Below are 22574 nucleotides of genomic sequence, written 5' to 3'. Positions count from 1 at the left end.
CCGTTCTACTTCTTTCCGCTCTCCGGGGTCGCACGTTCGAACTGGAAGGTCTGCTTCGTCTCGTCGTCCACCATCAACGTGAGGACGCCTTTCTCCAGGTCCCAGACATAGGCGTTCCCTAGAAACTTGAGCTTCGGTCCCGTCAGGGGAATCACCCGCTTGTCGCCACACACCGGGCCCACCGCCTGGCCGTCCCGCGTGCGAAGCCGCACCCGGTCCTTGCCCGACACGTCCAGCGTGCCCCAGGCGCGGACCACCAGCGAGTTGCCCTGCCCCAGCGTCGCGGCCTCCAGCGAGGTGCGCAGCACGAAGCAGCCCGACGGCGTCACCTGCAACGAGCGCGCGTAGTCCGAACGAGGCCTGGCCTCGATGCGCTCCTCCCGCACGGTTTCGTCTTCCGGCAGGCTGGCGGCCACCAGCGTCCAGGTCCCCACCAACGCCTTGGGAGGCGCCGCCCCGGGTGCCGTCACGCCCTCGCACGGCGCCGGGACTTCCTTCTCGGGGCTGAGTGGGGCGGGCTCGAAGGAGCGCTGGCAGATGGGCAGGCAGGCCTTCGGCCCACATTCGGTATCGTTCGGCGCGCAGCCCGCCTTCTGGGTACACGTCTTGAGCCGCTCCAGCGCCTGCTCACAGTCCTGACGCATGCAGGTGTCGACGCACTCGGCGTCGATGCACTCGGCCACGCAGGCCCAGTTGGTGGCGCCGCACACGCCGGCCACCGTGCGCGGACGCTGCGGCGAGGACGGCTGGGCCACGGCTGGAAGCGCGGCGCCCAGCACCAGGAACAGGACGGGGAGGAGTCGAGAAGAGGACATGCCTCGATGCAAGCTAGCCACGCCCTCTGCTCGCGCGGACCCTCCCCACCGCGGGAGCTGTCCACCCGCCAGCACTGCGGGTGGGGACTCTGCTCTCAGGTGAACTGCCAGCGCCAGGTGCGCACGTCGGCGTGCTCCACCATGTCCAGCTCGAAGGACAGCGTGTCGAAGCGCTCGAACTCCCGCGAGTCCACGCGCAAGAGCATCATCCCCGCGTAGTTCTGCCCTCGCAGCGGCGACACGTTGAAGGACAGCTCCGCGTCGAAGGCCACCTTGTAGAAGAGGCAGAAACCGTCCACGCGCCCCTCGTCCACCACTGGCCGGGAGAAGCGCACGCGGTGCGGCAGGCCGTCGGCCACCATCGTCTCCAGGTCGAAGGCGAAGGCGGGCTCCGGGTCGCACAACAGGTGGTCCACCTCGTAGGAGCGGATGACGCGCGTGAAGTAGGACGGGTTCATCGCCTCGCGCAGCGTCTGGAGGCAACTGTAGTCCACGCTGGGGAAGCGCTGGCTCCAGATGAAGGGGATGCACGCCTCGTCCCGCAGTTGCACCGGCTCCACGAAGACCTCGAAGCGGTTGGGCAGGATGCGGCCCCCGGGCTTCAGGACCCGGTTGCGCAGGTCCAGGATGCGAGGGACCAGCCCCGCGTCGAAGAGGGCGTCGCCCAGCAACTCATGCAGCAGGACGTCCACCTTCTCCGGCATCTGGTACTGCCAGGGCTGCGCGCGCACGAAGTCGATGTTCTCCAGCCCGTTGCGACGCGCCACCCACTGCGCCGTGTCCAGCAGCCGCGAGCCATCCACCGCGTACAGCTTCTTCGGCTGACGGCTGGCCGCCAGGAAGGTCCGCAGGCCCGTTCCGGTGCATGCATCCATGACGACCTGCCCGGGCCGCACATACCGTTCGCAGGCTCTCCGCCATCCCTCCACCCGCTCCGGGTCCGCGAGCGCGAAATCCTGAGGCGCCGGACTGGACAGGGACAGACTGTCCGGCACGACGTTGCGCGGTAGCTGGGACACGAGCGTCGAATGGCTGAGCCGTGAACGCAGGTCCATCAATGCCTGGCGAGGCATGTCGAGCAGATTGGGCATGTGGCATCCCCCCGGATGCGTGGGTCCTTCGGACGGGCCTCCCGGCGTGACAAAGCACCGGGATTTCTGAGCATGCATGACTTACTGGTTCAGAGCCATCCAGCGATGGGACGGGATGAGTGTCCCCCGGTGAACAGCCTCGCGCTCAATGCAGCGGCGGTGACGTGTGCCCGGAAGCGCGCGCACGGCGCGCCAGCCAGTCATGGAGGAAGGCCTGGACCGCGGGGTGTTGAGATTGGCGGAAGGCCTCGGGCGGGGCGTGTTCGATGATGCGTCCTTCATGGAGCAGCGCCAGGTTGTCACCCACCTGGAAGGCGGAGGCCACGTCCGGGGTGATGACGAGCGCCGAGGCATGGAGCCGGTGCTTGCCGGTGAGGATGACGTCCACCACGGACTGGGTCCTCAGCGGGTCCAACCCCGCGGTAGGGTCGTCATAGAGAAGGATTTTCGGTTCCAGCACCACGGCGCGAGCAAAGGCGGCGCGCTTGAGCATGCCGCCCGACAGCTCGCCCGGGCGCTGCTTCGCCGCGTCCTCCAGGCCCACCAGCGCCAGCACGCGCTGCACGCGCTCACGCACCTCGCTCTCCACCAGATGGAGTCGCTCGCGCAGCGGGAAGGCGACGTTGTCCTCGACGGTGATTGAGTCGAAGAGCGCGCCGCCCTGGAAGAGGATGCCCATCTTGCGGCGCACGCGCTCGAGCCCCGCGGCATCCAGCCAGGCCAGGTCCTCGCCGTCCACGCGCACCGTGCCGCGGTCCGGACGCAGCAGGCCGTCCAGGTGCTTCATCAGCACCGTCTTCCCGGAGCCCGACACGCCCAGCAGCACGCACGTGGTGCCCGTGGGCACCACCAGGTCCACGCCCCGCAACACGTGCTGGGCGCCGAAGGACTTGTGGACGTTCACCAACTCGATGGCATTGCGCTGCGCCGGCTCGGCCATCCCACGCCCCCCCAGGTACCGGCGCCGCTGCCCGGAGGCGGAATTGTGACGGCCGCCCCCATCTGCTCGCGACCCGCCTTTCAGTCGGAGGCAAGCGATGTGCCCCGGACAGTGTCCGTGCGGGGCCCGCGCTTCAGGACTCGGACGGCCCGCCGCGCAGCTTCGCGCCGAAGCGCAAGAGCTGCTCACGCGCCCGGAGCAGCGCGTCCCGTGGAATCGAGAACACGGCCCGCACCCGCTCTGGATCCCCACACCACGAGCCTCCATTCAGGACGACGTGCGTGTGCTCGTACACCACGCGAGGAAGGTTCTCCGGCGTGAGCCGCACCCCGTCGACCTCCTGCCCCAGCCATGTCGTCATCCGAGGCGACAAGAAGAGTCCGCCCGCGTCCCCCGCGTCCGAGCGCCCATCCCCTGGCAGCGCCCCGGCCAGCAGCTCGCGCTTCTCCGCCAGTTCCCGCCGCATCTTCACCAGGTAGGACCGCAGGGTGCGGTGCCGTGCGGAGTACAGCAATTGGCCATCCGGACTGCGGGCATATGCCGCATACAGGTACGCCGCAGCGCGCGCCGTCATCAGGTGGAGCACCCCAGGGCCGCTGTCACGCACCGCCGCGGCCAGCGCCCGGTCCTTCGTCGCGAGCCATCCCACGCGGAGCCCACCGGCCGCGAACTCCTTGGACAGTCCTCCCAGCAGCACCGTGCGGGCGCCGATGCCGGGCACCGCGCCTTCCAGCGTCACGGGGCTGGGAACCGTCTCCGCAGTGGGGCTGGTGAGGTTCACCAGTCCGAAGATTTCGTCCGAGACCAGCAGACAGCGCTGCTCCACCACATAGGTGGCCAGGGCCACCAGCTCCTCGCGGGCCAGGTAGACACCGGAGGGGTTCGACGGCTGCGACACGACGATGGCATCCGGCACGCCACCGCCCTGCCCTCGCCGGGCCAACAGCCCCGACAGTGGCCCCTGCTCCACGTCACACCCCGCGGAGACGAAGGTGGGCGGCAACACGCCGTAGCACGGCGTCGACACATAGACGCGCGGCGTGCGTCCCAGCCGCTGGCGCAGCGCCACGCCCAGGTGGTGGATGAGCGGCCACACGCCCGGCGCCACCGCCAGCTCGTCCGGCGCGTAGCGCACCGCGCGCGACTCCAGCAGGAAGGCCGACACCGCCTCGGCCAGCCCTGTCTGCGGTGCGGGCTCGCGCGGCGCGACACCGGCGGCGATGAGGCCCTCCACCAAGGGAGGCGGAAGCGGCCCTTCGTTCTCTCCGTAATCCAGACGCACCAGCTCCGCGTCGTCCTCGCGGAACACCTTGGGCGCGAATGCGGGGAAGGTCATCAGCCGCGCCATCCGTCGCGAGCGGGGCAGCGTCACCACCGGAGGCCTGCGCGGCGCGGGCGCTTCCGGCTCCGCGAAGGAAATGCGGAACGACAGCAAGTCAGCGAAGGTGCGCTCGTAGAACGCTTGCGCCAGGGTGCTGATGCGCGAGTAGGTGACCTCCGCCGCGGCTTCCAAATCTCCCCGCAGCGGCTGCGGCACCGGCATGAGCAGCGTCAGCTCCAGGTCCGGCCACACCGCGTTCTTGATGAGGCCATAGAGCACCACCAGGTTGGGGGCATGGGCCTCACGGGCCAGGAACTCGAAGAGCGTGTGCGGCTCCACACCGCCGGTGATGTTGAAGAAGGCGCTTTCATCCAGCACCACCCAGATGCCCCGGCGCGCCGCCTCCGCGACGATGTCGCGCAGCACGGACAGGTTGGTGCGCTCCCCCTTCTCCACCGTGAGCAGCACCATCTTCACGTCGAACGCGGACAACAGCCGGCGAATCTCCGCGAGCGACGTGTGTGTCACCGTGGCGCGCACCCCCGCCTTCTCCAGCGCACGGGCGTAGAGCGGATGGAGGTTGCGCGACACCAGCACCTCGTCACCCGCGTCGCAGGTGGCCATCAGCAGCGAGTACACCGCCTGCTCGCGCTCGGGCGCGACGAAGACCTCCTCTTCCGCCAGCCGCAGCCCGAAGTACCGGTCCAGGTAGCGCACCACCTGCCGGCGGAAGGACGCGTCACCCGCTTCGTGCGCGTAGGGCATCAGCGGGCCCCGCGCCAGCCGCGCCGCCAGGTCGGCGACGAAGCCCAACTGCTCCGCCGACGCGGCGCCCAGGTCCAGCTCCTCCTGCAACGCAGAAGCGCCCAGCGCGCGCAGAGCGGCCCGCAGCGCCAGCGTCTCGCGAGGCAGCGCCAGCCGCGCCTCCCACACCGCCACCTCGTGCCACACCGGATTCCCGGCCTGGAGCCAGCCCAGCGCGGTGGCCGCCCGCAGCGGCTCCGGGCTGCGCGCTTCCATGAAGAACTCGAACTCGCGGCCGGTTCGCTGCTCCAGCGCCACCAAAGGACGGATGTCCGTGTCCGCCGCCTGCATCACCCGGCGGGCCACCCGCACGTGCGTGTCGAAGCCGCGGCGGGTGAACATCCGCTCGATGATGACGCGCCCTGGCCTGCCCGCGAGGTTGAGCAGCAGCCGTCCGGTGGGCGACAGCCGCTCCGGCGCTTCGTCCAGCAATCGCGCGATGAGCCCGAGCCCGAAGTGGTCCTCGTAGACGTTCTGCAGCGTGCAGTAGTTGGACAAGTCGTAGAGCGCCTGCTCGTCGGCCTGGGACAGCTCGGATGGCAAATCCTCCTCGCCCCGGAGGACCTGCGGAATACAGCCCACCACGAAGTCCCATGGGGCATCCGAAGGAATCCCGCGCAACAGGTCGCTCTCCCCGAAGGACAGACGCGACGCCAGCGCCTCGTCTCCGTTGAGCCACGCGTTGCAGCGCGCAACCACGGGCGAATGCGGATTGAGGTCCGCGCCATGCACGTGCGCCAGCCGGGTGAACTTTGCCAGCGCGATGCAAATCCATCCCGAGCCCGCGCCGACTTCCACCAGCCGCTTTCCCGCGTACTCATCCAGCGGGACGCTCAGCAGTCCCTCCAGGAAGGTGTAGGCCCACGCCTCCGGAGCGAAGATGGATGGCAGCAGGAACAACTCCAACCGCTCCTGCGAAGCGCCCACCGTCACCGTCACCGTCACCAGCCGCAGTGGCGCGGATTCGGGTTGGTGGCGAGACAGCTCCGCCAGCTCTCGGAGCTCGGCCAGCGCGCGCGGGCGCCTGTCCGCATGGGACAGGTCCTCGGACAGTGCGCGCAGCAGGTGAAACGCCTCACGGGGTGTGGAGGGGTAGGTCGGCATGGCGCGGGGACTGTCCCGAGCCCCCCGCCCCCTGTCAACGCTGGGATGGCGCCCGGATGAAACCCTTTGGCGCCGTGGGGTGAGTCAAGGAAATGCCGACTCGCCGTAATAAAGGGCAGCAGCAACGAGGCCCGCCGCCGCCGCGCCGGGTGGGCTCGGAAGCAGCACGCGCGGTACCGACGGAGCAGCATCCATGTCGCTCATGCCTGTGGATGGACCCCGTAGTGGAGAGGGGGCAGTGATGGAGATGAACGTCTCGAGGCCGGTGCTTGCTGGGGGATTCTGGAAGAAGAAGCGCACGCAGCCGGTGAAGCGCGCCAAGGACGCGTCGCTGGTGCGTTGGGAGTCGCAGCCGTGGCGCCGCCAGTTACGCGACGCGGCGGAATACGAGCACCCGGTGGCGCGTGCCGCGCTGGTGCAGGCGCTGCTGGCGGAAGGCCTGACGATGGACGCGGACGCGGCGCGCTTCGCGGGGACCAGCGAGGACCGCGACTGCATCAGCATCGCGCAGGTGCTGCGCTTCGCCGACTCGCTCGTGCTGCGCATGGCGCTGGCGTGCACGGATGACCACGTGCTCCAACTGGTGCATCTGCGCCGCGACGCCGAGGACCTGGCGGAGCGGATGATTGAGTGGGCCAACGCCGGCCGCCTGTAGGCCGGATGCGGCACAGCAGGCACGGACATCGGCCCGGTATCGTGGCGTGACTCGCCGGAGGTCGCACGCTGGGGCGGCGTGCGGCGCGGCGCCTGGGCCACGGTGAGGGCCAGAGCCCCTGCGAGTCCCTCCTTGACAGCGTGGGAGCCCGGCTGCTCTCACGGAGACATGCTCTCCTCGCTCGTCCTGGCCGCCACCCTGGCAACGGCCCCCGCTCCCCGTGCCGCCGCTTCGGCGCAGACGCTCGTCCATGTGCCGAAGGTGGATGCGCTGACGGGTCTGGCTGCGTTCCTGGAGCGCGCGGGCCAGCACGCCGCGCTGCTGCGTCCCTCGGCGTGGCGGACGGAGCTGCACCCCTTCCTCGCCGTCGACCCCACGCGGCCCCAGTCCCTGTCCGAGCTCGGCCTGGATCCGGCCGGTCCAGCCACCGTGTCCATGCGCAAAGACGGGCGCGTGTCCTGCATGCGAGTGGCCGACGCCAAGGTGTTCCAGGCGAAGGCCGCCGAAGCCATCACCGCCGCGGGCGGCGCCGAAGCGAAGCCCACCACGCGTGGAGGGGTGACGACGGTGCATGTCGACCGCGACATGGGCGGCAGCATGGGCTACGCGCTGAAGGGCAAGGAGGTCTGCGCCTTCGGCGCCATCGAGCGCGGCGGCGCGGACCTGCTCAAGGAGTCCGTCCGGCTGGTGGGCAAGGCGCCCGCGCGAGATGCCCGGCTGGGCAAGGTACCGGGCGTGGCATTCGTCGTGTCGGGCAACACGGTGGTGGGCCTGGACGGAACGGCCAACGCGCTGCAGGTGGATGGCGTGACGACGAAGTTGCAGTTGCCAGTCTTCCAGGCGCGAGGCACCAGCCCTTACGCGGCGATGAATTCGGAGGGACTGCTCTCCTCGCGGGCGTCCATCTCTCCCATGGGGGTGTTCCAGACGGTGGACACGATGCGCTCCACGCTCCAGGTCCTGTGCCCCACGTGCCCGAAGGAGCAGATGGTGTCCATGGCGAAGGCCGTGACGAAGCAGCTCACTGGCCACATGTTGGTGAACATGGACCACGTCCAGGTGCGCGGCTCACTGCGCGCGATGTCGACGCGCTTCTTCGCGGTGCGCCAGGCCGTGGCCGCCGAGGTGACGAACGTCGAGGCGGTGAAGGCCGCGCTGGCCCCGCTGGGCAAGTTCCCGGACGTGCTGGTGCTGGAGGACGGCTGGAAGCTCCCGCTCAAGGGCGGCAACGTGTTCGTGCGCATCAAGGGCAAGCAGCTCGTCCTGGGCAACGACGAGTCGGTGACCCAGGCCACGCTGGCGGCGCTGACGGAGACGGGCACGAAGACGGAGCACCCGGTGGACTTCGCGTTGGACCCCAAGCGGGTCGCGCGAGGCCTGGCGCAAATCTCCCTGACGGACATCCTGGCGGATGAGGTGCTTGCCGCCCTCTTCGCGGCCAGCTCGGAGCTGGGGCCGCTGCTGGCGCGCAGCGAGCGCATCACCGGGTGGATGGACGCCGCTCCTGGTGGCGCCCACCGTGTGTCCCTGACCTGGCCGCTGCCTCCGCAGTAGACGCTCGAATCTGGAGCGGCGGGACGAGGTGGCGCGCCGTTGCGAGCCTCCGTCGTGATATGTCAGGCCCTCAAAGCACGAGGGGGAAACCACGCCATGATGCTGTTCCTGCCCCTGGGGGTGGACAACACCGAGCTGGAGCGGCTGCCTCGGGTGTCCATCACCATCGCGGCCATCTGTATCGTGGCCTTCTTCATCTCCTGGGTCATTCCGTCCAATCCCCTGGGCGTGGGTGAGAACGAGCTGCGCTCCCTGCTGGAGCAGTCGCTCGAGCACCCGGACCTGGAGTTCCCTCCCGCGTGTGCGGAGCGGCTGCTGTCCGATTCGGGCCGGAGGCTGGTGCGCAACATGCACCAACGCGTCGCGGAATCCGACGGAGCGGAGAGCGTGACGAACCGGCAGCAGGGACTGAATGAGCGCTGCGAGGAGCTCATCGCCCAGCACGACTCGAGCCTGCTCTCGCGCTTCTCCCTGGTGCCCGCGCGGGGACTCGCCCAGCCCGGCTGGCTCACGTACATGTTCCTCCACTTGGGGTGGATGCACCTGCTGGGGAACCTGCTGTTCTTCTACGTGACCAGCCTGCTGCTCGAGGATGCCTGGGGCCGGCCACTCTTCGCGGGTTTCTATGTCGTGGGCGGGCTCGTGGCCGGCGTGGCCCACTATGCCATCGACCCCTCATCGGAGTCGGTGATGGTGGGCGCCTCCGGCGCCGTGGCCGCGTGCATGGGCGCCTTCTGTCTGCGCTTCGCCCAGCGACGGGTCCGCATCGGCTACTTCGTCTGGCTGCTGAAAATCTTCCGCGGCACCTTCCCCGTTCCCGGCTGGGTCTGGGGCGGCCTGTGGTTCGGCAACGAGGTGCTGAACTACTACCTCCTGGGCAACAACACGGGCGTCGCGGTGATGGCCCACATCGGCGGTTTCGTCTTCGGCTTCGCGGGCGCGTCGCTGCTGCGCGTCACGCAGTTGGAGGAACGGGTGGTGGCGCCCGCACTCGCCGCGAAGCAGGGCGGCTGGGTAGCCGACCCGCGGCTGGCGGAGGCCCAGGAGGCACTCGACAAGGGAGACCGCACGGCCGCACGCGCGGGCTTCCAGCGCTTGCTGAAGACCCAGCCGGACCACACCGACGCGTTGCTGTCGCTGGGCCGCATGGACCTGGAGGACGGCAAGACGCAGGCCGGCACGGCGCGGGTGGAGCGGGCGCTCCATACGCTCGCGGGCCGCGCCTCCACGGACGCACTGTGGTTCGCGATGGAGCCATTGGTCTCGCTGCTGCCCATCGACGCGCTGCGGCCCGCCTCCGCGTGGAAGCTGGCACAGGCGCTGGACACGGAAGACGCGCCGCCGGCTTCGTTGGAGACGACGGAAGCCCTGTACAGCGTGGCGGGCGGGGGCGCGGGCATCATCGCGGTGCGCGCGCTCATCCGCGCCACGGAGCTGCGAATGGCGCACTACAAGGACCTCGAGCGGGCAGCAGACTACCTCGCGCGCGCCAAGCCGCTGCTGACGGGAGAAGCCGCGTCTGCGGGTGACCGGGTCCGGGAGCTGGACGCCGAAATCACGCGGGTGCTGGAAGAGAACGCATGGAAGAAACGGGACGCTGCGCCAACGCCCACCGTGGACGCACCACCCGCGCCGCCGCGCGTTTTTCCCTGCCGCATCGTGGGCATGACGGCCATGGCCCTCACCGTGGAGGCAGCCAATGGCCAGCGCCGGACGATGGCCATGACGGAGGTGCTGGCGATTGCCGTGGGCATGCTGCCCGTCGCCGGGCCGCCGGGGACGTCGCCGCGACAAACCGTGCTCACCGACCTGGTGCTCTCCTGGGGGAGCGCCAACGAGGGACCGCGGGTGCTGCGGGTGAACGTCGCGGGGCTCGCGCTGAACCACTTCTATCCGGGTGTGGCGCCGCGTGAGGCCTATGCGCGATTCCTGGCGGACATGCTGGAGCGCACCAACGCCAACGCGCTTCCGGACGCCTCCTCCCTGAAGCAAGGGCAGTACCCGCGCTTCAACAGCGAGGCGGAACTGAGCCAGCACTACTACGGCGGGAGCGCGGCAGCGGCCTGAGCGCGGCGAAGGGGCCCCACCCACGACGCCTTGTTGACTGGCTTCGAAGCCAGGCATGGCGCCCGTGAAGAATCAGCTCCTTCAGCGCGACTGAGAGCCTGTCCGAATGTGACAGGCAACTCACTCCATGTCTTCCAGGGCCAACTCGGCCTGCTCGCGATAGAGGGGCACCTGCTCCACCGCGAGCACGTCTTCCAGTAGCGCGCGCGCGCCAGCGGCGTCGCCCGCGTCCCGAAGCCGGCGGGCCCCCGTCAGCGCGCGCATGAGACGTTGCGAGCCATCACGAATGCGGCGGCGAGTCTCGTGAAGAAGCGCCGTCGCCGTGGCAACACCCGCGACGGCGGCATGTGCATCCTCTTCGGGAATGCCCACCTCTCGTGCCGAGCGGAGGAGCAAGGCGCGCACCTCGGCCGTCAGCGACAGCGCCTCACCGGCCTCCACGCGACGCGCCAGTTCACGCACCGGGTCCCAATCAATCGACTCGGCCATGGACTCACTCGCCTCCCTTGCGACGGCGGCACTTATCCACGGGCCATTCGTGTTGCCCTTCGCAATACCGGAAGCAGTCGTAACAAGAGCCTGACCAGGCCTGCTCTTGACACTGGGCATAGGCGTCGATGCACACCTGCTTCCACCCGGGGATGGCTTCTTCGCTGGCCTCGGACGCGGACTCGACGGCCTTCATCGGAACCAGGTACTTGCTCGCCTCCGAGGCCGTCAGCCCGCAGCGCTCAGGCGTGGCCGGGTGCATCTTCACGCAGCAACTCACCGTCGAATCCATGGGGCCGCACTGCGCCTGGGCCAGGTACACGGGCTGACGGGCCGCGGTGGAATGAGCGCTCCCGCCACACCCCAGCGCCGAGAGAACAATGGCTGCCAGCGGGCCCCACATCGCGCAACAATGCAAGGATGGCTCGTTTTCCATGAATAGCAGCTTACACACGCCTCATGCATGGACAACCCTCCTTTCACGCAGCCAGCCTCCGGGCTCGCCCACGGCAATCACCCGAACCCGCGGCTCCTCCTCCCTGCGGAACACGTCCGCTATCGAGGGCACATCGCCGAGGCGGGAGCCCGCGATGGCAACACCGGGCATCTGCCTCGTCTGAAAGTGGCCTGGATGCCGCCCTGCGCATCCCATATGCAACGCACCAGGTAGGCAACACAAGCAGAGACTCACTGTGCCGGGTGACCGTTCCCCAGTGCACCCAAGCGCTGGGATGCCGCCATGGACATCACGCTCGCCCCCTGCGCGCGCAGGATGAGTGCCAGCTCCCCTGGGCCTTCGCCGGGAAGCACAAGACCGGCGCTGCACCGTCCGACGTTCGCGTGGCGGCATGACTCCACCCAAGCCAGGCCCACGGTCATGAAGTGCCGCGGGTAGACCTCGACGCGTGCCGCATCGCGGAGGAGGTCCAGGGCTTCTGCCGTCCCTGTAACCTGTCATTCAACCCGGATGGGACCTTGCTCGCGGCCTCGCGGGGCGGTTGCGGAGGCTTCGGTGTCCACCGCTTTCCAACCGGAGAGCTGCTGTTCAAGCACGCCGCCGAACATGAACTCCAAACGAGCGACGCCATCTTCTCGCAGCAGGGTGGCGGCACCGTGGGCCTGTGGTTCGTGACGGACTGAGTCCCGTTACGCCGGCCGCTCCTGCCGCCACCGCCGATCCTGCTGACCGCTGCGCTCCTCGCGCGCCTGATACAGCGCCATACCGCGCTGCACATCGTTCACGTCGAGTGTCCCCGCCAGCACCCCATCCGCCTCCACCACGACGAGTTGGGGCCTCTCCTCCTCGGCCATGCGCCGCAGCGCCGTCCACCCATCCTCATCCAGCCGCACCACCACGGCGGGCACCATCACCTCGCGCACGGTGCGCGTCATCCGCTCCGAATCCGGCACGGCCCGCACCGTCTCCAGCGACACCTGCCCCACCGGCCTTTCGTCCTCCGTCACCGGCAGCAGCAACAGCCTCGCACGCCGCAAGTCCCACAGCGCCTGCTCCAGCGACGCCCCCGCGTCCACACCCACCCGGCGCGGCGTCATCAAGTCGGCCACCGGCACACGCTCCAGCGTCATCTTCATCCGCACCTGCTGCGCCTCCCCCTGCGCGCCCATGAAGATGAAGAACGCGATGACGACCAGGAACGGATTGAGCGACAGCACCGCCCACACACCGAACAACACCGCGAACCCACGTCCCAGCCAGGACGCCACCTGCGTTGCGCGCACCATCCCCAGCCGTCCCGCCAGCGACGCGCGGACGATGCGCCCCCCATCCATGGGGAACGCGGGCAGCAGATTGAACACACCCAGGAACAGGTTCAGGCTGGCCATGTAGAAGAACGCGAACTGGAGGTTGAACGAGCGCACCTCCTGGAGCAGCCACGTCGCGCCGCCGAGCAGCACCGCCAGCAGGATGCTCGTCAGCGGCCCCACCGCGGCCATCAGCGCTTCATCCCGGGGACGCGGCGGCGCCTCCGTCAACTCCGACACACCGCCCACCATCATCAACGTAATCGAGCGCACCCTCCCGCCGCGGCGCAGCGCGTACACGGTGTGCGCCAGTTCGTGAATGAACACGGACGCGAACAAGCCCAACGCCACCACCAGCCCCCACAGCGCGGGCGAGCCGCTGAGTCGCTCCGGGGGGACTTCGGCCACCTCCGCCGCCCGCTGGAAGGCGCCGCCGAATAGAAACGCAAGCAGCGGAAGGACCAGCAACAGCGAGAAGTGGACGCGGACGGGAATGCCGCGGAACGAGCCGATTTGAAAGGATCCTCGCGCGGCGCGCATGGCGGCCCTCCTATGGCTTCAACCTCCGTCCCCTCCACCCGGCGCGCACGGACCTGGAAGCGGCCCGGCCGGCTGCCCGCCCCCCGAATGTCCGCTCCTCGGCCTTCGGGATGTCCGCCCGCGAGCACGGCCGCGGTCCCCCCGCCCCGCCCTTGCGCCTCCCACATACGCTGGACGGGGCGGCCCCAGCGTCCCCGCCTTGGAGGCACCATGTGGAATCCTGTCGCGAATGCGCGGGCGGCATGGCGGATGGCACGGGCCCTCCGCGACCCGGAGAAACTCCAGGACGTCCTGGGTCTGGCCCCCGTGCTCGCGCCCCCCGTGGCGATGCGGCGGCTGGTGGAGCGGCTGATGAGCCACGCCTCCGCGGCCCAGGCCTTCATCGAGCGCCCGCGCGTGGGCCTGCTCCACCTGGCCGCGCTGCGCGCCCTGCCCGAACACACCCTGGGACGTGCCTTCGTCGACCACCTGGAGGCGAACCAGGTGAACCCTGACGCACTGCCCTACCTGGAGGCGCGGACCGACGAGGAGTACGTGCGAGCGCACCTGCTCGAATCCCATGACGTCTGGCACGTCCTCACCGGCTTTCCGACGAGCGTGGCGGGCGAGCTGGGCATCCAGGCCTTCAGCCTGGCCCAGGTGGGCAGCCCCTTCGCCCTGGGCATCCTCGCGGGCGGCCTGACGAACACCCTCCTCTACGCGTTCTCTCAGCGCGAGGAGCGCATGCGCGCCATCGTCCGGGGCTGGCTGCTGGGACAACGGGCCCGACCGCTCTTCGGGGCACCGTGGTGTCAAATGTGGGAGTCGCCCCTGGCGGAGGTCCGCCAGCGCTACGGCCTGGACCTGGCGGCGGTGGATGCAGTGCTTGACGACCCCATGCGTCCGGCCATGGAAGTCAGGAATCCAGGCAGCGCGTCCCCGCCCCAATCATGCTAGACGCGCCCCATGGACCAGACTCCCGAGAAGGACCCCCTCCGCGCACGTCTCGAGAAGATGGAGAAGCAAGCCGAGCTGGGTGGCGGTGCCGACCGCATCGCCAAGCAGCACGAGTCCGGCAAGCTCACCGCCCGCGAGCGCATCGACCTGCTCCTTGACCCCGGCTCCTTCTGTGAGCTGGACAAGTTCGTCACCCACCGCTCGAGCGAGTTCGGCATGGGCGACAAGAAGATTCCAGGCGACGGCGTCGTCACCGGCTACGGCACCGTGGAAGGCCGCAAGGTCTTCGTCTTCGCCCAGGACTTCACCGTCTTCGGCGGCTCGCTGTCGGGCGCCTACGCGCAGAAGATCTGCAAGATCATGGACCTGGCCACCCGCGTGGGTGCGCCCGTCATCGGCCTGAATGACTCGGGCGGCGCGCGCATCCAGGAAGGCGTGGAGAGCCTGGCCGGCTACGCGGACATCTTCGTGCGCAACACGCTGGCCTCCGGCGTGGTGCCCCAGATTTCGCTCATCATGGGCCCGTGCGCGGGCGGCGCGGTGTACTCGCCGGCCATCACCGACTTCATCATGATGGTGAAGGACACGTCGTACATGTTCATCACCGGCCCGGACGTCATCAAGACGGTGACGCACGAGGAGGTGTCGAAGGAAGCGCTGGGCGGCGCCGTCACGCACAACCAGAAGTCCGGCGTGGCCCACTTCGCGGCGGAGAACGAGCAGGCCGCCATCGTGATGACGCGCGAGCTGCTCTCCTTCCTGCCCTCCAACAACCAGGAAGAGGCGCCCGTCCAGCCGTGCGAGGACGACGCGTTCCGGGCCGAGGAGTCGCTCAAGACGATTGTCCCGAGCAACCCCAACAAGCCCTACGACATCAAGGAAGTCATCAAGGCCATCGTCGACGACAAGCACTTCTTCGAGGTGCAGGAGCACTTCGCGAAGAACATCGTCATCGGCTTCGCGCGCATGAACGGGCGCAGCGTGGGCGTCGTCGCCAACCAGCCCGCGGTGCTCGCCGGCGTGCTGGACATCGACGCCAGCATCAAGGCCGCGCGCTTCGTGCGCTTCTGCGACTGCTTCAACATCCCGCTCGTCACGCTGGTGGACGTGCCCGGCTTCCTCCCCGGCACCGACCAGGAGTGGGGCGGCATCATCACCCACGGCGCCAAGCTGCTGTACGCCTACGCCGAGGCCACCGTCCCCAAGGTCACCGTCATCACCCGCAAGGCCTACGGCGGCGCCTATGACGTCATGGCGTCCAAGCACATCCGCGCGGACATGAACTTCGCCTGGCCCACCGCGGAAATCGCCGTCATGGGCCCCGAGGGCGCGGTCAACATCATCTTCCGCAACGAGCTGGCCAAGGCCCCGGACGCCGCCGCTGAGCGGGCCCGGCTGACGGCGGACTACCGCGACAAGTTCGCCACCCCGTTCAAGGCGGCCGAGCTGGGCTACATCGACGAAATCATCCGTCCGGAGGAGACGCGCGCGAAGCTCATCCGCTCCCTGGAGCTGCTGAAGGACAAGCGCCAGGAGAACCTCCCCCGCAAGCACGGCAACATCCCGCTCTAGGTTTCTTTCAGCCCTCGCCTGCCCGCCCTCTGTCGCCAGCAGGGCAGGCAGGCGCGCGCGAAGGGGGAAATTTGGGGGTGACGAACGGGCTTACAGGGGCCAGGAAAGGAATCTCATTTTGCCCCACCGTCGCCTCGTCCTCTTTCTCTCCGACGTCGAAGGAAACCTCACCGCCCTGCGCCAGACGCTCAAGCGCGTCTGCGAAGCGGTGGACCTGGCCACGCCCGAGGTGAAGTGGGTGGAGCCTCCGCCAGAGGGGCTGGCCGATGCGGGCTGGCACGCCGTCGAGCTGGAGCTCCCGCCCGCCCCTGGCCGCAAGGCGCGCAAGTCCGAGCAGCCCTTCTTGGAGGAGCAGCTCGACGCCATGAGTCAGGCCCTGGCGCAGGATTTCCGGGACCGGGCGCTGGGCCTCTTCGTGGACCGCGAGCACAGCTACGCGCGCTCCTGCATCAGCGGCCCGGGCCGCCCGTCCAAGGCCGTGGAAGGTGAGGTTCTGGACGTCATCCGGCAGGCGGCGCGCTGGCTGGACGTCGAGACGGGCATGCTGGCCCGCCTCTTCGGCGGCGGAAACGCGGCACGCAACCTGTTGGCTGCGGCGGTCGACTTCGGCAACGAACCTGGACGGTCGGGTCCGCCCGCTCCGCCGGAGCCGGACGAGGACGACCGCTTCGTGGAGGCCAAGCTGACACAGGCTCGCGCTTACATGGAGCAGTACCTGAACACCCGGAAGTAGAGGCGGCAAACAGGGTCGCCCCGTGCTAGACGGGCCCCATGCCCAAGATCCGCAAAGTGCTCGTCGCCAATCGCGGCGAGATCGCCATCCGGGTGATGCGCACGTGCAAGGAACTCGGCATCGCCACGGTGGCGGTGTACTCGGAGGCGGACCGCTCCGCCCTGCATGTGCGCACGGCCGACCAGGCCATCTTCGTGGGGCCCCCGCCTTCGCGTGAGAGCTACCTGGTGCAGCAGCGCATCCTCGACGCCGCGAAGCAGGCTGGCGCGGATGCCATCCACCCCGGCTACGGCTTCCTCTCCGAAAACGCCGCCTTCGTCCGCGCCTGTGAGGCCGAAGGCCTGACGTTCATCGGGCCGCCCGCCTCCGCCATGGACTCCATGGGCGAGAAGACGCGTGCCCGCGCGAACATGATCAAGGCGGGCGTGCCCGTGGTGCCCGGTACCACCGAGCCCATCCCCTCCGTGGAGGAAGCGCGCGCCTACGTGGAGAAGATTGGCTTCCCCGTCATGCTCAAGGCCGCGGGCGGCGGCGGTGGCAAGGGCATGCGCAAGGTGGAGCGCATGGAGGACTTCGAGTCCTCGTGGCGCGCCGCCAAGAGCGAGGCCCTCAACGCCTTCGGCAACGACGCCGTCTACATCGAGAAGTACCTGGAGAAGCCACACCACGTGGAGATCCAGGTCTTCGCGGACCAGTACGGCAACACCATCCACCTGAACGAGCGCGAGTGCTCGGCGCAGCGCCGGCACCAGAAGGTGGTGGAGGAGACGCCCAGCCCCATCCTCACGCCGGAGCTGCGCGCGAAGATGGGCGAGGTCGCGGTGAAGGCGGCCAAGGCCGTCAACTACGTGGGCGCCGGGACGGTGGAGTTCCTGGTGGACGTGCACCGCAACTTCTACTTCCTGGAGATGAACACCCGCCTCCAGGTGGAGCACCCGGTGACGGAGTGGGTGACGGGCCTGGACCTGGTGGCCATGCAGATCAAGGCCGCCGAGGGCGAGAAGCTCGGCCTCACCGAAGCCCCCACGCCGCGCGGTCATTCGATTGAGGTCCGCGTGTACGCGGAGGACCCGAGCCGCAACTTCATGCCCAGCCCGGGCAAGATTACGTACCTGCGCGTGCCGGGTGGACCGAACGTGCGTGACGATTCGGGCGTGTTCCCCGGGTACACGGTGCCCAACGTCTACGACCCGATGATTTCCAAGCTGTCCGTGTGGGCCCCCACGCGGCGCGAGGCCATCGCCCGCACGCAGCGCGCGCTGTCCGAGTACGTGGTGAAGGGCATCACCACCAACATCCGCTACCTGAAGGCGATTCTGGCGCACCCCGAGTTCATCGAGGGCGACTACGACACCAGCTTCCTCACCCGCCAGCACGATGCGCTGCTGGGCGCGGAGGACCCGAAGCTGAGCGAGATGGCGCTGCTGGCCAGCGTGGTGCACACGTACCAGAAGGACCAGAAGCGCGCGAAGACCCTGCCTGCTGCCAGTGGCGGCCAGGGCGGTGGCAACGGCGGCGTCTCCCCGTGGAAGCTGGCGCTGCGCGCGCGCCGCTAACCCCCAGCTCGGAAGGACTCCCATGCGTTACTTCACGAAGCAGCAGGGCCAGAAGGAAGCGGTCCCGGTGGACCTGGAGCCCCTGGGGAACGACCAGTTCAAAATCACCGTGGGCGCCACCACGTACCAGGTGGACGCGCTGGCGCTGGAGCACGGCACGCTGTCCATGCTGGTAGACGGCCAGTCGTACAACGTCGAGTTCGAGGAGAACGGCGACGAGCTTGGCGTGCTCCTGCGCGGCTAGGTGAACCGCATCGACGTGGCGGATGAGCGCCGGCTCCGGCTGCGCGCGGCCAACGCGGCCTTCTCCGTCGAGGGCAAGCAGTTGGTCACCGCGCCCATGCCGGGCAAGGTGGTGAAGGTGCTGGTGAAGGTGGGCGACGAGGTGAAGGAGGGCCAGGGCCTCGTGGTGGTGGAAGCCATGAAGATGGAGAACGAGCTCAAGAGCCCCAAGGCGGGCAAGGTGACCGAGCTGTTCGCCAAGGAAGGCACCGCCGTGGAGAACAACGCCAAGCTGGTGATGGTGGAATAGCTCCATGGAGATGCTCTGCACCCTGCGCAGCGCCACCGAGGCCCAGCGCGTTGCCCTGCTCCAGGCCCCCGAACAGTTGGAGGACTTCGTCGACGATGACGAGGACTTCGGTGACCCGAAGGGCTCGGCGTTCCTGGAGTTGGACATCGGCGAGGCGTGGCATGGCCTCCAGTACCTGCTGACCGGAACGCCGTGGGAAGGCAGCCCGCCGCTGGACTTCCTGGTGCGTGGCGGCGAGGACGTGGGCGACATCCCTTCCGAGGAAGGCACCGCGCGCGTCTTCACGCCGGCCCAGGTGCAGGCCCTGGCCACGGCGCTGCAGCAGGTGACGCAGAAGACGCTGCGCGCGCGCTACGACGCGTCCGTCATGCAGGCCCAGGACATCTACCCCGGGACATGGGACGAGCCCGAGTCCGAGGTGGATTTGCTGGAGGAGCTGCTCTCCTACTTCGAGGAGCTCCAGAAGTTCATGGCCGCCGTGGCCAAGCGCCGGGAGGCGCTGCTGGTGCACATCGGCTGATGGCGGGGTGACGGCTGCTCAGGCCGTCACCACGTCGTGCCCCAGCTTGAGCACCAGGGCCAGCACCACGCCCAGCACCACCTTGCGCACCAGTTTGTCGCCGCCCTTCACGGCCAGGTGCGCGCCCAGGTAGGCGCCCGCGAATTGGGCGCCGGCCATGGGCAGCGCCACCTTCCAGAGCACCACGCCCTTGAAGGCGAACAACGCGACGGAGGCGAGGTTGGAGGCGAAGTTCACCACCTTCGCGTCCGCGGACGCGCGCGCCAGGCCGTGTCCCAGCAGGGACGAGAAGGCCACGATGAGGAACGTCCCCGTCCCCGGTCCGAAGAAGCCGTCGTAGGTGCCGATGGCCAGCGCGATGAGCGCGCCAATGGCCCTGGCGCGCGCGGGCGGCCCGGGCTCCGGCATGTCCCCCGGACGCGGCGACTTGCGGAAGGCGAGGAACACCGCCACCGCGATGAGCAGCACCAGCACCAGCGGCTTGAGGACTTCCGGCTTCACCAGCAGCACCAGCGCCGCGCCCCCGAAGGCCCCACCCAGGCCGAAGGGGAACGTCACTCGCGCCAGGTTCCCATCCACCAGCCCCGCGCGGGAGAAGCGCACCAGCGCGGCGAACGAGCCGAAGACGGACTGTCCCTTGTTGGTGCCCAGCGCCACGTGGGGCGGAAGGCCCGCGGCCAGCAGCGCGGGGAGGGAGATGAGCCCGCCGCCTCCCGCGATGGCATCCACCATGCCGGCAATCAGCGCGGCCACGCACAGCAGGATGAGGTGCAGCGCACTGACGTCCACGTCCACCGGGGTGAACCTCCTCGCGGGCGGCGCCTGGGTACCACGGGCCCGGCCCGCCGCCCATGACCGCCCGCTTCTTGCGTCATCACGCCCCTTGGGCGTCAATGCCGGGACGACTCCGCTCCCCCCGCCGAGGTCCCCGTGCTCGCTTCCTTCCTCACCGTGCTGGCGCTCACCCTGGGCTCGGTTCCGATTCCGCAAGACCCTTCCACGCCGACGTGCCGAGCCATCGACGGCAAGGTGTCCTGCGGCTACGGGTGCAAGTCGGACGGACAGCGGGTGCGCTGCGCGCAGACACCGCAGGGCCACTGCCAGGTGATTGACGGCCAGGCGGTCTGCTTCGACCCGCCGGCCTACGTACAGAAGGCCTATGGCGCGGCGCTGCCGAAGCCGGAGTGTCAGAGCATCGACGGGGCGGTGGCCTGTGGCTACAACTGCGCGACGCAGCCCGGCCGGGTGAAGTGCGCGCAGTCCCCCGCGGGCGTCTGCCGGGGCCGGGGCGGCGAGGTGGAGTGCTTCGACCCGCCCGCCGTGGTGTTCGCCGTGTACGGCAAGGACACGCCCGCCGCCCAGTGCCACAGCAACGCCATGGAGCTGACGTGTGGCTATGGCTGCATCAACGCCTCGGAGGGAGTGCGCTGCGCCCGGACGCCCGCGGGCGTGTGCAAGCTGGCCAGTGGCCGCATCACCTGCTTCGACCCCTCCCCCGCCGCCCTGTGCGCCTGGAAGCGCGAACTGCCCGCGCCGCAGTGCAAGAACACCGAGGCGGGCCCGGTGTGTGGGTACAACTGCACCACAGCCTTCTCGAAGTCGGCCTGTGCGTCCACCCCGAACGGGCTGTGCAAGGTCTTCGACAGCGAGGTGTACTGCTTCGACCCGCCCGCTGAACAGAAAGCGGACGCGGCGTGTCTGGCAGCGCTCGGGCTGGCAGCACTGGATGGCGCGGCGCCCTGAGTCGAAGTAAGGGGCTCGCGCTCCGGCGCTCTGCTTTGATGCGACGGAGGACAGCGGTAGGGTTCGCTTTTCTCGCAGGACGAAGGAGCAAGGCCGCGCATGGCGGAGGGTGAGGTCCGGCAGTACTGGGTCCGCAACGACAGGGGCACCATGTGGGGGCCCCTCACCCTGCCGACCATTGAACTGCTCATCGAAAGCGGCTCCATCCAGGGCCGGCTCCAGATGTCCGAGGACGGGCTCAACTTCGCCTTTCCCTGGCGCTTCCCGGAAGCGCGCGAGGTCGTTCCCCGCGAGCTGTGGGGCCCGGGCGCCCCGCCCGTCTCCGCCGCGGAACAGGCCGCACCGGGCGCTCCCATGGGCGTGGCCCCCGGAGCGCCCGTCATGGCGAGGCCAGGTGTTCGGCCCGCGGCAGGCCCCGGTGTCGCGCCGAGCGCGGGCCCCGGTGTCCGCCCTGGCGCGGCGCCCATCGCGGGTCCCGGTGTCCGACCCATGGCGGGCCCTGGCGCGGCGCCTATCGCGGGTCCCGGCGTCCGGCCCGTGGCGGGCCCTGGCGCGGCGCCCATCGCGGGTCCCGGCGTCCGGCCCGTGGCGGGCCCTGGCGCGGCCCCCATGGCGGGTCCCGGTGCGCGGGCCACTGTGGACCCCGCGCAGCGTCCCGTGGCGCCCGCCCAGCAGGCCCGTCCTCCCGGAGCAGTGCCACCTCCGCCCGTGGCGGGAGCCGCGCGTCCGCCGAGCGCTCCCCCCGCGAGCCCGGCCCCGGCGTCCGCCCCTGTGGCGGTGCCCGCGGTGGAGGGCGATGACGCCGCACCGGAGATTCCGGCCCTCGGCCAACTCGAGCAGCTCTCCCCCATCCGCCTCTATGGCCGCATCGCAGCGAGGGAGCAGACAGGGCTGCTGTCGCTGACGCTGGCGGACCGCGTCGTCCAGATTCACTTCCGCAAGGGCAACCCGGAGTTCGTCGACTCGTCCCATCCCGAAGAGGCGCTCGGGCCGTCACTGGTCGCGGCGCGGCTGCTCACGCCCGAGCAGCTTCAGCGGGCCGAGCCCACGCTGGAGCGCTTTGGCGGAGACCTGCTCACCGCGCTCTTCGGTCTGGGACTGCTCCAGCCAGCCACCGCCTTCGCCATCCTGGCGCAGCGCGCGGGCGGCATTCTCTCCAGGGGCCTGCGGGCTGAGACCGGGACGTTCACCTTCGAGCTGAAGGACCTGTCCTCGCACAAGGCGATGCCGCTGGGCCACCGCTGGGCCGTGCTGAGCGACACGGTGCGCCGGATTCCCTCCGCGGACCTCAAGCGCCGGCTAACCCCGGTGCTCCAGCTTCCCATCATGAAGTCCGGTGGCGTCGTGGCCGCGAGCGAGTTGCGCCTCACGCCGCACGAGGTCCGTGCGCTCACGGTCATCGACGGCGTGCGCTCGGTCGCGCAGTTGCTGACGGACTTCGCGCAGGACGCGGACCACCTGCTGCGGCTCGCGTTCCTGCTCAAGGAGTTGGACTCGGTGTCGTTCGCCGGACAGGCCAGGTTGGCGCAGGATGTGGGCCCACGAGCGCCCGGTGCCGGAGGTGCCCAGCCCTCCACGGGTGCCGCACACGCCGCGGCCCCGAACGCCGCCGCGCAACAGCGCCCCGCTGGAGCCGCTCCGAACGTCGCGGGAGGTCCGCAGCCCGGCGGGGGGGCGCAAACCGCCGGCGCCGCGCCCCAACGCCCCGTGGCAGGCGCGACGCCCGCGGCAGGTCCCGGTGCCACGCGCCCCGCGGGCACGGCCCCAGCCGCCGGCCCCGGAGCGGCCCCTCCCATCGCCGGCCCCGGAGCGACTCCTCCCATCGCAGGCCCCGGTGC

The 22574-nt window shown here is 69.6% G+C and carries 19 protein-coding genes and 1 pseudogene; 12 read left to right on the top strand and 8 right to left on the bottom strand.

What is annotated here, in order from left to right; all coding sequences use genetic code 11:
• Positions 1–5: 5 nt before the first annotated feature.
• The 4 genes from FMQ63_RS31910 to FMQ63_RS31895 form a co-directional block, all read right to left on the bottom strand.
• Positions 6–890: a hypothetical protein gene (locus tag FMQ63_RS31910; RefSeq protein WP_011551246.1), complete on the bottom strand. Its 885-nt coding sequence runs from the start codon at positions 888–890 to the stop codon at positions 6–8.
• 20 nt (positions 891–910) lie between these two features.
• Positions 911–1906: a class I SAM-dependent methyltransferase gene (locus tag FMQ63_RS31905; protein WP_026113886.1), complete on the bottom strand. Its 996-nt coding sequence runs from the start codon at positions 1904–1906 to the stop codon at positions 911–913.
• 145 nt (positions 1907–2051) lie between these two features.
• Entirely contained in the window at positions 2052–2846 is a 795-nt protein-coding gene (locus FMQ63_RS31900; protein ID WP_011551244.1) for an ABC transporter ATP-binding protein, read from the bottom strand.
• Between the two features lie 133 nt (positions 2847–2979).
• Complete coding sequence (locus FMQ63_RS31895) at positions 2980–6075, bottom strand: aminotransferase class I/II-fold pyridoxal phosphate-dependent enzyme (RefSeq protein WP_011551243.1); 3096 nt, start codon at positions 6073–6075, stop codon at positions 2980–2982.
• A gap of 241 nt (positions 6076–6316) precedes the next feature.
• Here FMQ63_RS31895 and FMQ63_RS31890 point away from each other — a divergent pair, with 241 nt between their 5' ends.
• The 3 genes from FMQ63_RS31890 to FMQ63_RS31880 all read left to right on the top strand — a co-directional run bounded on the left by FMQ63_RS31890 (position 6317) and on the right by FMQ63_RS31880 (position 10351).
• On the top strand, positions 6317–6730 hold the full coding sequence (locus FMQ63_RS31890; RefSeq protein ID WP_225909760.1) for a hypothetical protein: 414 nt from the start codon (positions 6317–6319) through the stop codon (positions 6728–6730).
• A 78-nt stretch (positions 6731–6808) separates the two neighbouring features.
• Positions 6809–8284 carry a hypothetical protein gene (locus FMQ63_RS31885; protein WP_011551240.1) on the top strand — a complete coding sequence of 492 codons (1476 nt, stop codon included), beginning with the start codon at positions 6809–6811 and terminating at the stop codon, positions 8282–8284.
• Between the two features lie 96 nt (positions 8285–8380).
• The gene (locus tag FMQ63_RS31880) at positions 8381–10351 is read left to right on the top strand and encodes a rhomboid family intramembrane serine protease (protein ID WP_225909759.1); all 1971 of its coding nucleotides are present in this window, start codon (positions 8381–8383) and stop codon (positions 10349–10351) included.
• 120 nt (positions 10352–10471) lie between these two features.
• Here FMQ63_RS31880 and FMQ63_RS31875 read toward each other — a convergent pair whose 3' ends face one another.
• Positions 10472–10840, bottom strand: coding sequence for a DUSAM domain-containing protein (locus tag FMQ63_RS31875; RefSeq protein ID WP_011551238.1), 369 nt, complete (start codon positions 10838–10840; stop codon positions 10472–10474).
• 4 nt (positions 10841–10844) lie between these two features.
• The gene (locus FMQ63_RS31870; RefSeq protein ID WP_228556532.1) at positions 10845–11162 is read right to left on the bottom strand and encodes a hypothetical protein; all 318 of its coding nucleotides are present in this window, start codon (positions 11160–11162) and stop codon (positions 10845–10847) included.
• Positions 11163–11722: 560 nt separating this feature from the next.
• Here FMQ63_RS31870 and FMQ63_RS31865 point away from each other — a divergent pair.
• Entirely contained in the window at positions 11723–11980 is a 258-nt protein-coding gene (locus FMQ63_RS31865) for a hypothetical protein (protein ID WP_011551236.1), read from the top strand.
• Between the two features lie 6 nt (positions 11981–11986).
• On the opposite strand, the gene FMQ63_RS31860 is transcribed toward FMQ63_RS31865, so the two are convergent.
• Positions 11987–13144 (bottom strand): site-2 protease family protein, encoded by a 1158-nt coding sequence (locus FMQ63_RS31860; protein WP_011551235.1) that lies wholly within the window; start codon positions 13142–13144, stop codon positions 11987–11989.
• 210 nt (positions 13145–13354) lie between these two features.
• On the opposite strand from FMQ63_RS31860, the gene FMQ63_RS31855 reads away from it, so the two are divergent.
• The 6 genes and pseudogenes from FMQ63_RS31855 to FMQ63_RS31830 all read left to right on the top strand — a co-directional run bounded on the left by FMQ63_RS31855 (position 13355) and on the right by FMQ63_RS31830 (position 18993).
• Positions 13355–14080, top strand: coding sequence for a Coq4 family protein (locus FMQ63_RS31855; protein ID WP_225909757.1), 726 nt, complete (start codon positions 13355–13357; stop codon positions 14078–14080).
• A 9-nt stretch (positions 14081–14089) separates the two neighbouring features.
• Positions 14090–15652 (top strand): acyl-CoA carboxylase subunit beta, encoded by a 1563-nt coding sequence (locus FMQ63_RS31850; RefSeq protein ID WP_011551233.1) that lies wholly within the window; start codon positions 14090–14092, stop codon positions 15650–15652.
• A gap of 118 nt (positions 15653–15770) precedes the next feature.
• On the top strand, positions 15771–16385 hold the full coding sequence (locus tag FMQ63_RS31845) for a hypothetical protein (protein WP_011551232.1): 615 nt from the start codon (positions 15771–15773) through the stop codon (positions 16383–16385).
• A 38-nt stretch (positions 16386–16423) separates the two neighbouring features.
• Complete coding sequence (gene accC, locus FMQ63_RS31840; RefSeq protein WP_011551231.1) at positions 16424–17941, top strand: acetyl-CoA carboxylase biotin carboxylase subunit; 1518 nt, start codon at positions 16424–16426, stop codon at positions 17939–17941.
• A 22-nt stretch (positions 17942–17963) separates the two neighbouring features.
• A pseudogene (locus tag FMQ63_RS38785) lies at positions 17964–18473 on the top strand (biotin/lipoyl-containing protein).
• Between the two features lie 4 nt (positions 18474–18477).
• On the top strand, positions 18478–18993 hold the full coding sequence (locus FMQ63_RS31830; RefSeq protein ID WP_011551229.1) for a YfbM family protein: 516 nt from the start codon (positions 18478–18480) through the stop codon (positions 18991–18993).
• Positions 18994–19011: 18 nt separating this feature from the next.
• Here FMQ63_RS31830 and FMQ63_RS31825 read toward each other — a convergent pair whose 3' ends face one another.
• Positions 19012–19788, bottom strand: a complete 777-nt coding sequence (locus tag FMQ63_RS31825; protein ID WP_020478921.1) for a TSUP family transporter — start codon at positions 19786–19788, stop codon at positions 19012–19014.
• Between the two features lie 135 nt (positions 19789–19923).
• Between FMQ63_RS31825 and FMQ63_RS31820 the strand changes: the two genes are divergently transcribed.
• Together FMQ63_RS31820 and FMQ63_RS31815 are read left to right on the top strand one after the other, a co-directional pair.
• Entirely contained in the window at positions 19924–20736 is an 813-nt protein-coding gene (locus FMQ63_RS31820) for a hypothetical protein (protein ID WP_011551227.1), read from the top strand.
• 99 nt (positions 20737–20835) lie between these two features.
• On the top strand, positions 20836–22574 hold a 1739-nt coding region (locus FMQ63_RS31815), incomplete at its 3' end, for a DUF4388 domain-containing protein (protein WP_141276847.1).

Origin of the sequence: Myxococcus sp. CA005, from assembly GCF_006518205.1 — a bacterium.
Taxonomy (GTDB): Bacteria; Myxococcota; Myxococcia; order Myxococcales; family Myxococcaceae; genus Myxococcus; species Myxococcus xanthus.
The sequence above is the reverse complement of the archived record's forward strand: the minus strand, read 5'-3'. Positions and strand labels throughout refer to the sequence as shown.

What these genes read in the sequence shown, in the direction of transcription:
- FMQ63_RS31905 (WP_026113886.1), bottom strand. Translation starts at nt 1,906, where the DNA reads ATGCCCAATCTGCTCGACATGCCTCGCCAGGCATTGATGGACCTGCGT.
- FMQ63_RS31900 (WP_011551244.1), bottom strand. Translation starts at nt 2,846, where the DNA reads ATGGCCGAGCCGGCGCAGCGCAATGCCATCGAGTTGGTGAACGTCCAC.
- FMQ63_RS31895 (WP_011551243.1), bottom strand. Translation starts at nt 6,075, where the DNA reads ATGCCGACCTACCCCTCCACACCCCGTGAGGCGTTTCACCTGCTGCGC.
- FMQ63_RS31890 (WP_225909760.1), top strand. Translation starts at nt 6,317, where the DNA reads ATGGAGATGAACGTCTCGAGGCCGGTGCTTGCTGGGGGATTCTGGAAG.
- FMQ63_RS31880 (WP_225909759.1), top strand. Translation starts at nt 8,381, where the DNA reads ATGATGCTGTTCCTGCCCCTGGGGGTGGACAACACCGAGCTGGAGCGG.
- FMQ63_RS31875 (WP_011551238.1), bottom strand. Translation starts at nt 10,840, where the DNA reads ATGGCCGAGTCGATTGATTGGGACCCGGTGCGTGAACTGGCGCGTCGC.
- FMQ63_RS31860 (WP_011551235.1), bottom strand. Translation starts at nt 13,144, where the DNA reads ATGCGCGCCGCGCGAGGATCCTTTCAAATCGGCTCGTTCCGCGGCATT.
- FMQ63_RS31855 (WP_225909757.1), top strand. Translation starts at nt 13,355, where the DNA reads ATGTGGAATCCTGTCGCGAATGCGCGGGCGGCATGGCGGATGGCACGG.
- FMQ63_RS31850 (WP_011551233.1), top strand. Translation starts at nt 14,090, where the DNA reads ATGGACCAGACTCCCGAGAAGGACCCCCTCCGCGCACGTCTCGAGAAG.
- accC (WP_011551231.1), top strand. Translation starts at nt 16,424, where the DNA reads ATGCCCAAGATCCGCAAAGTGCTCGTCGCCAATCGCGGCGAGATCGCC.
- FMQ63_RS31830 (WP_011551229.1), top strand. Translation starts at nt 18,478, where the DNA reads ATGGAGATGCTCTGCACCCTGCGCAGCGCCACCGAGGCCCAGCGCGTT.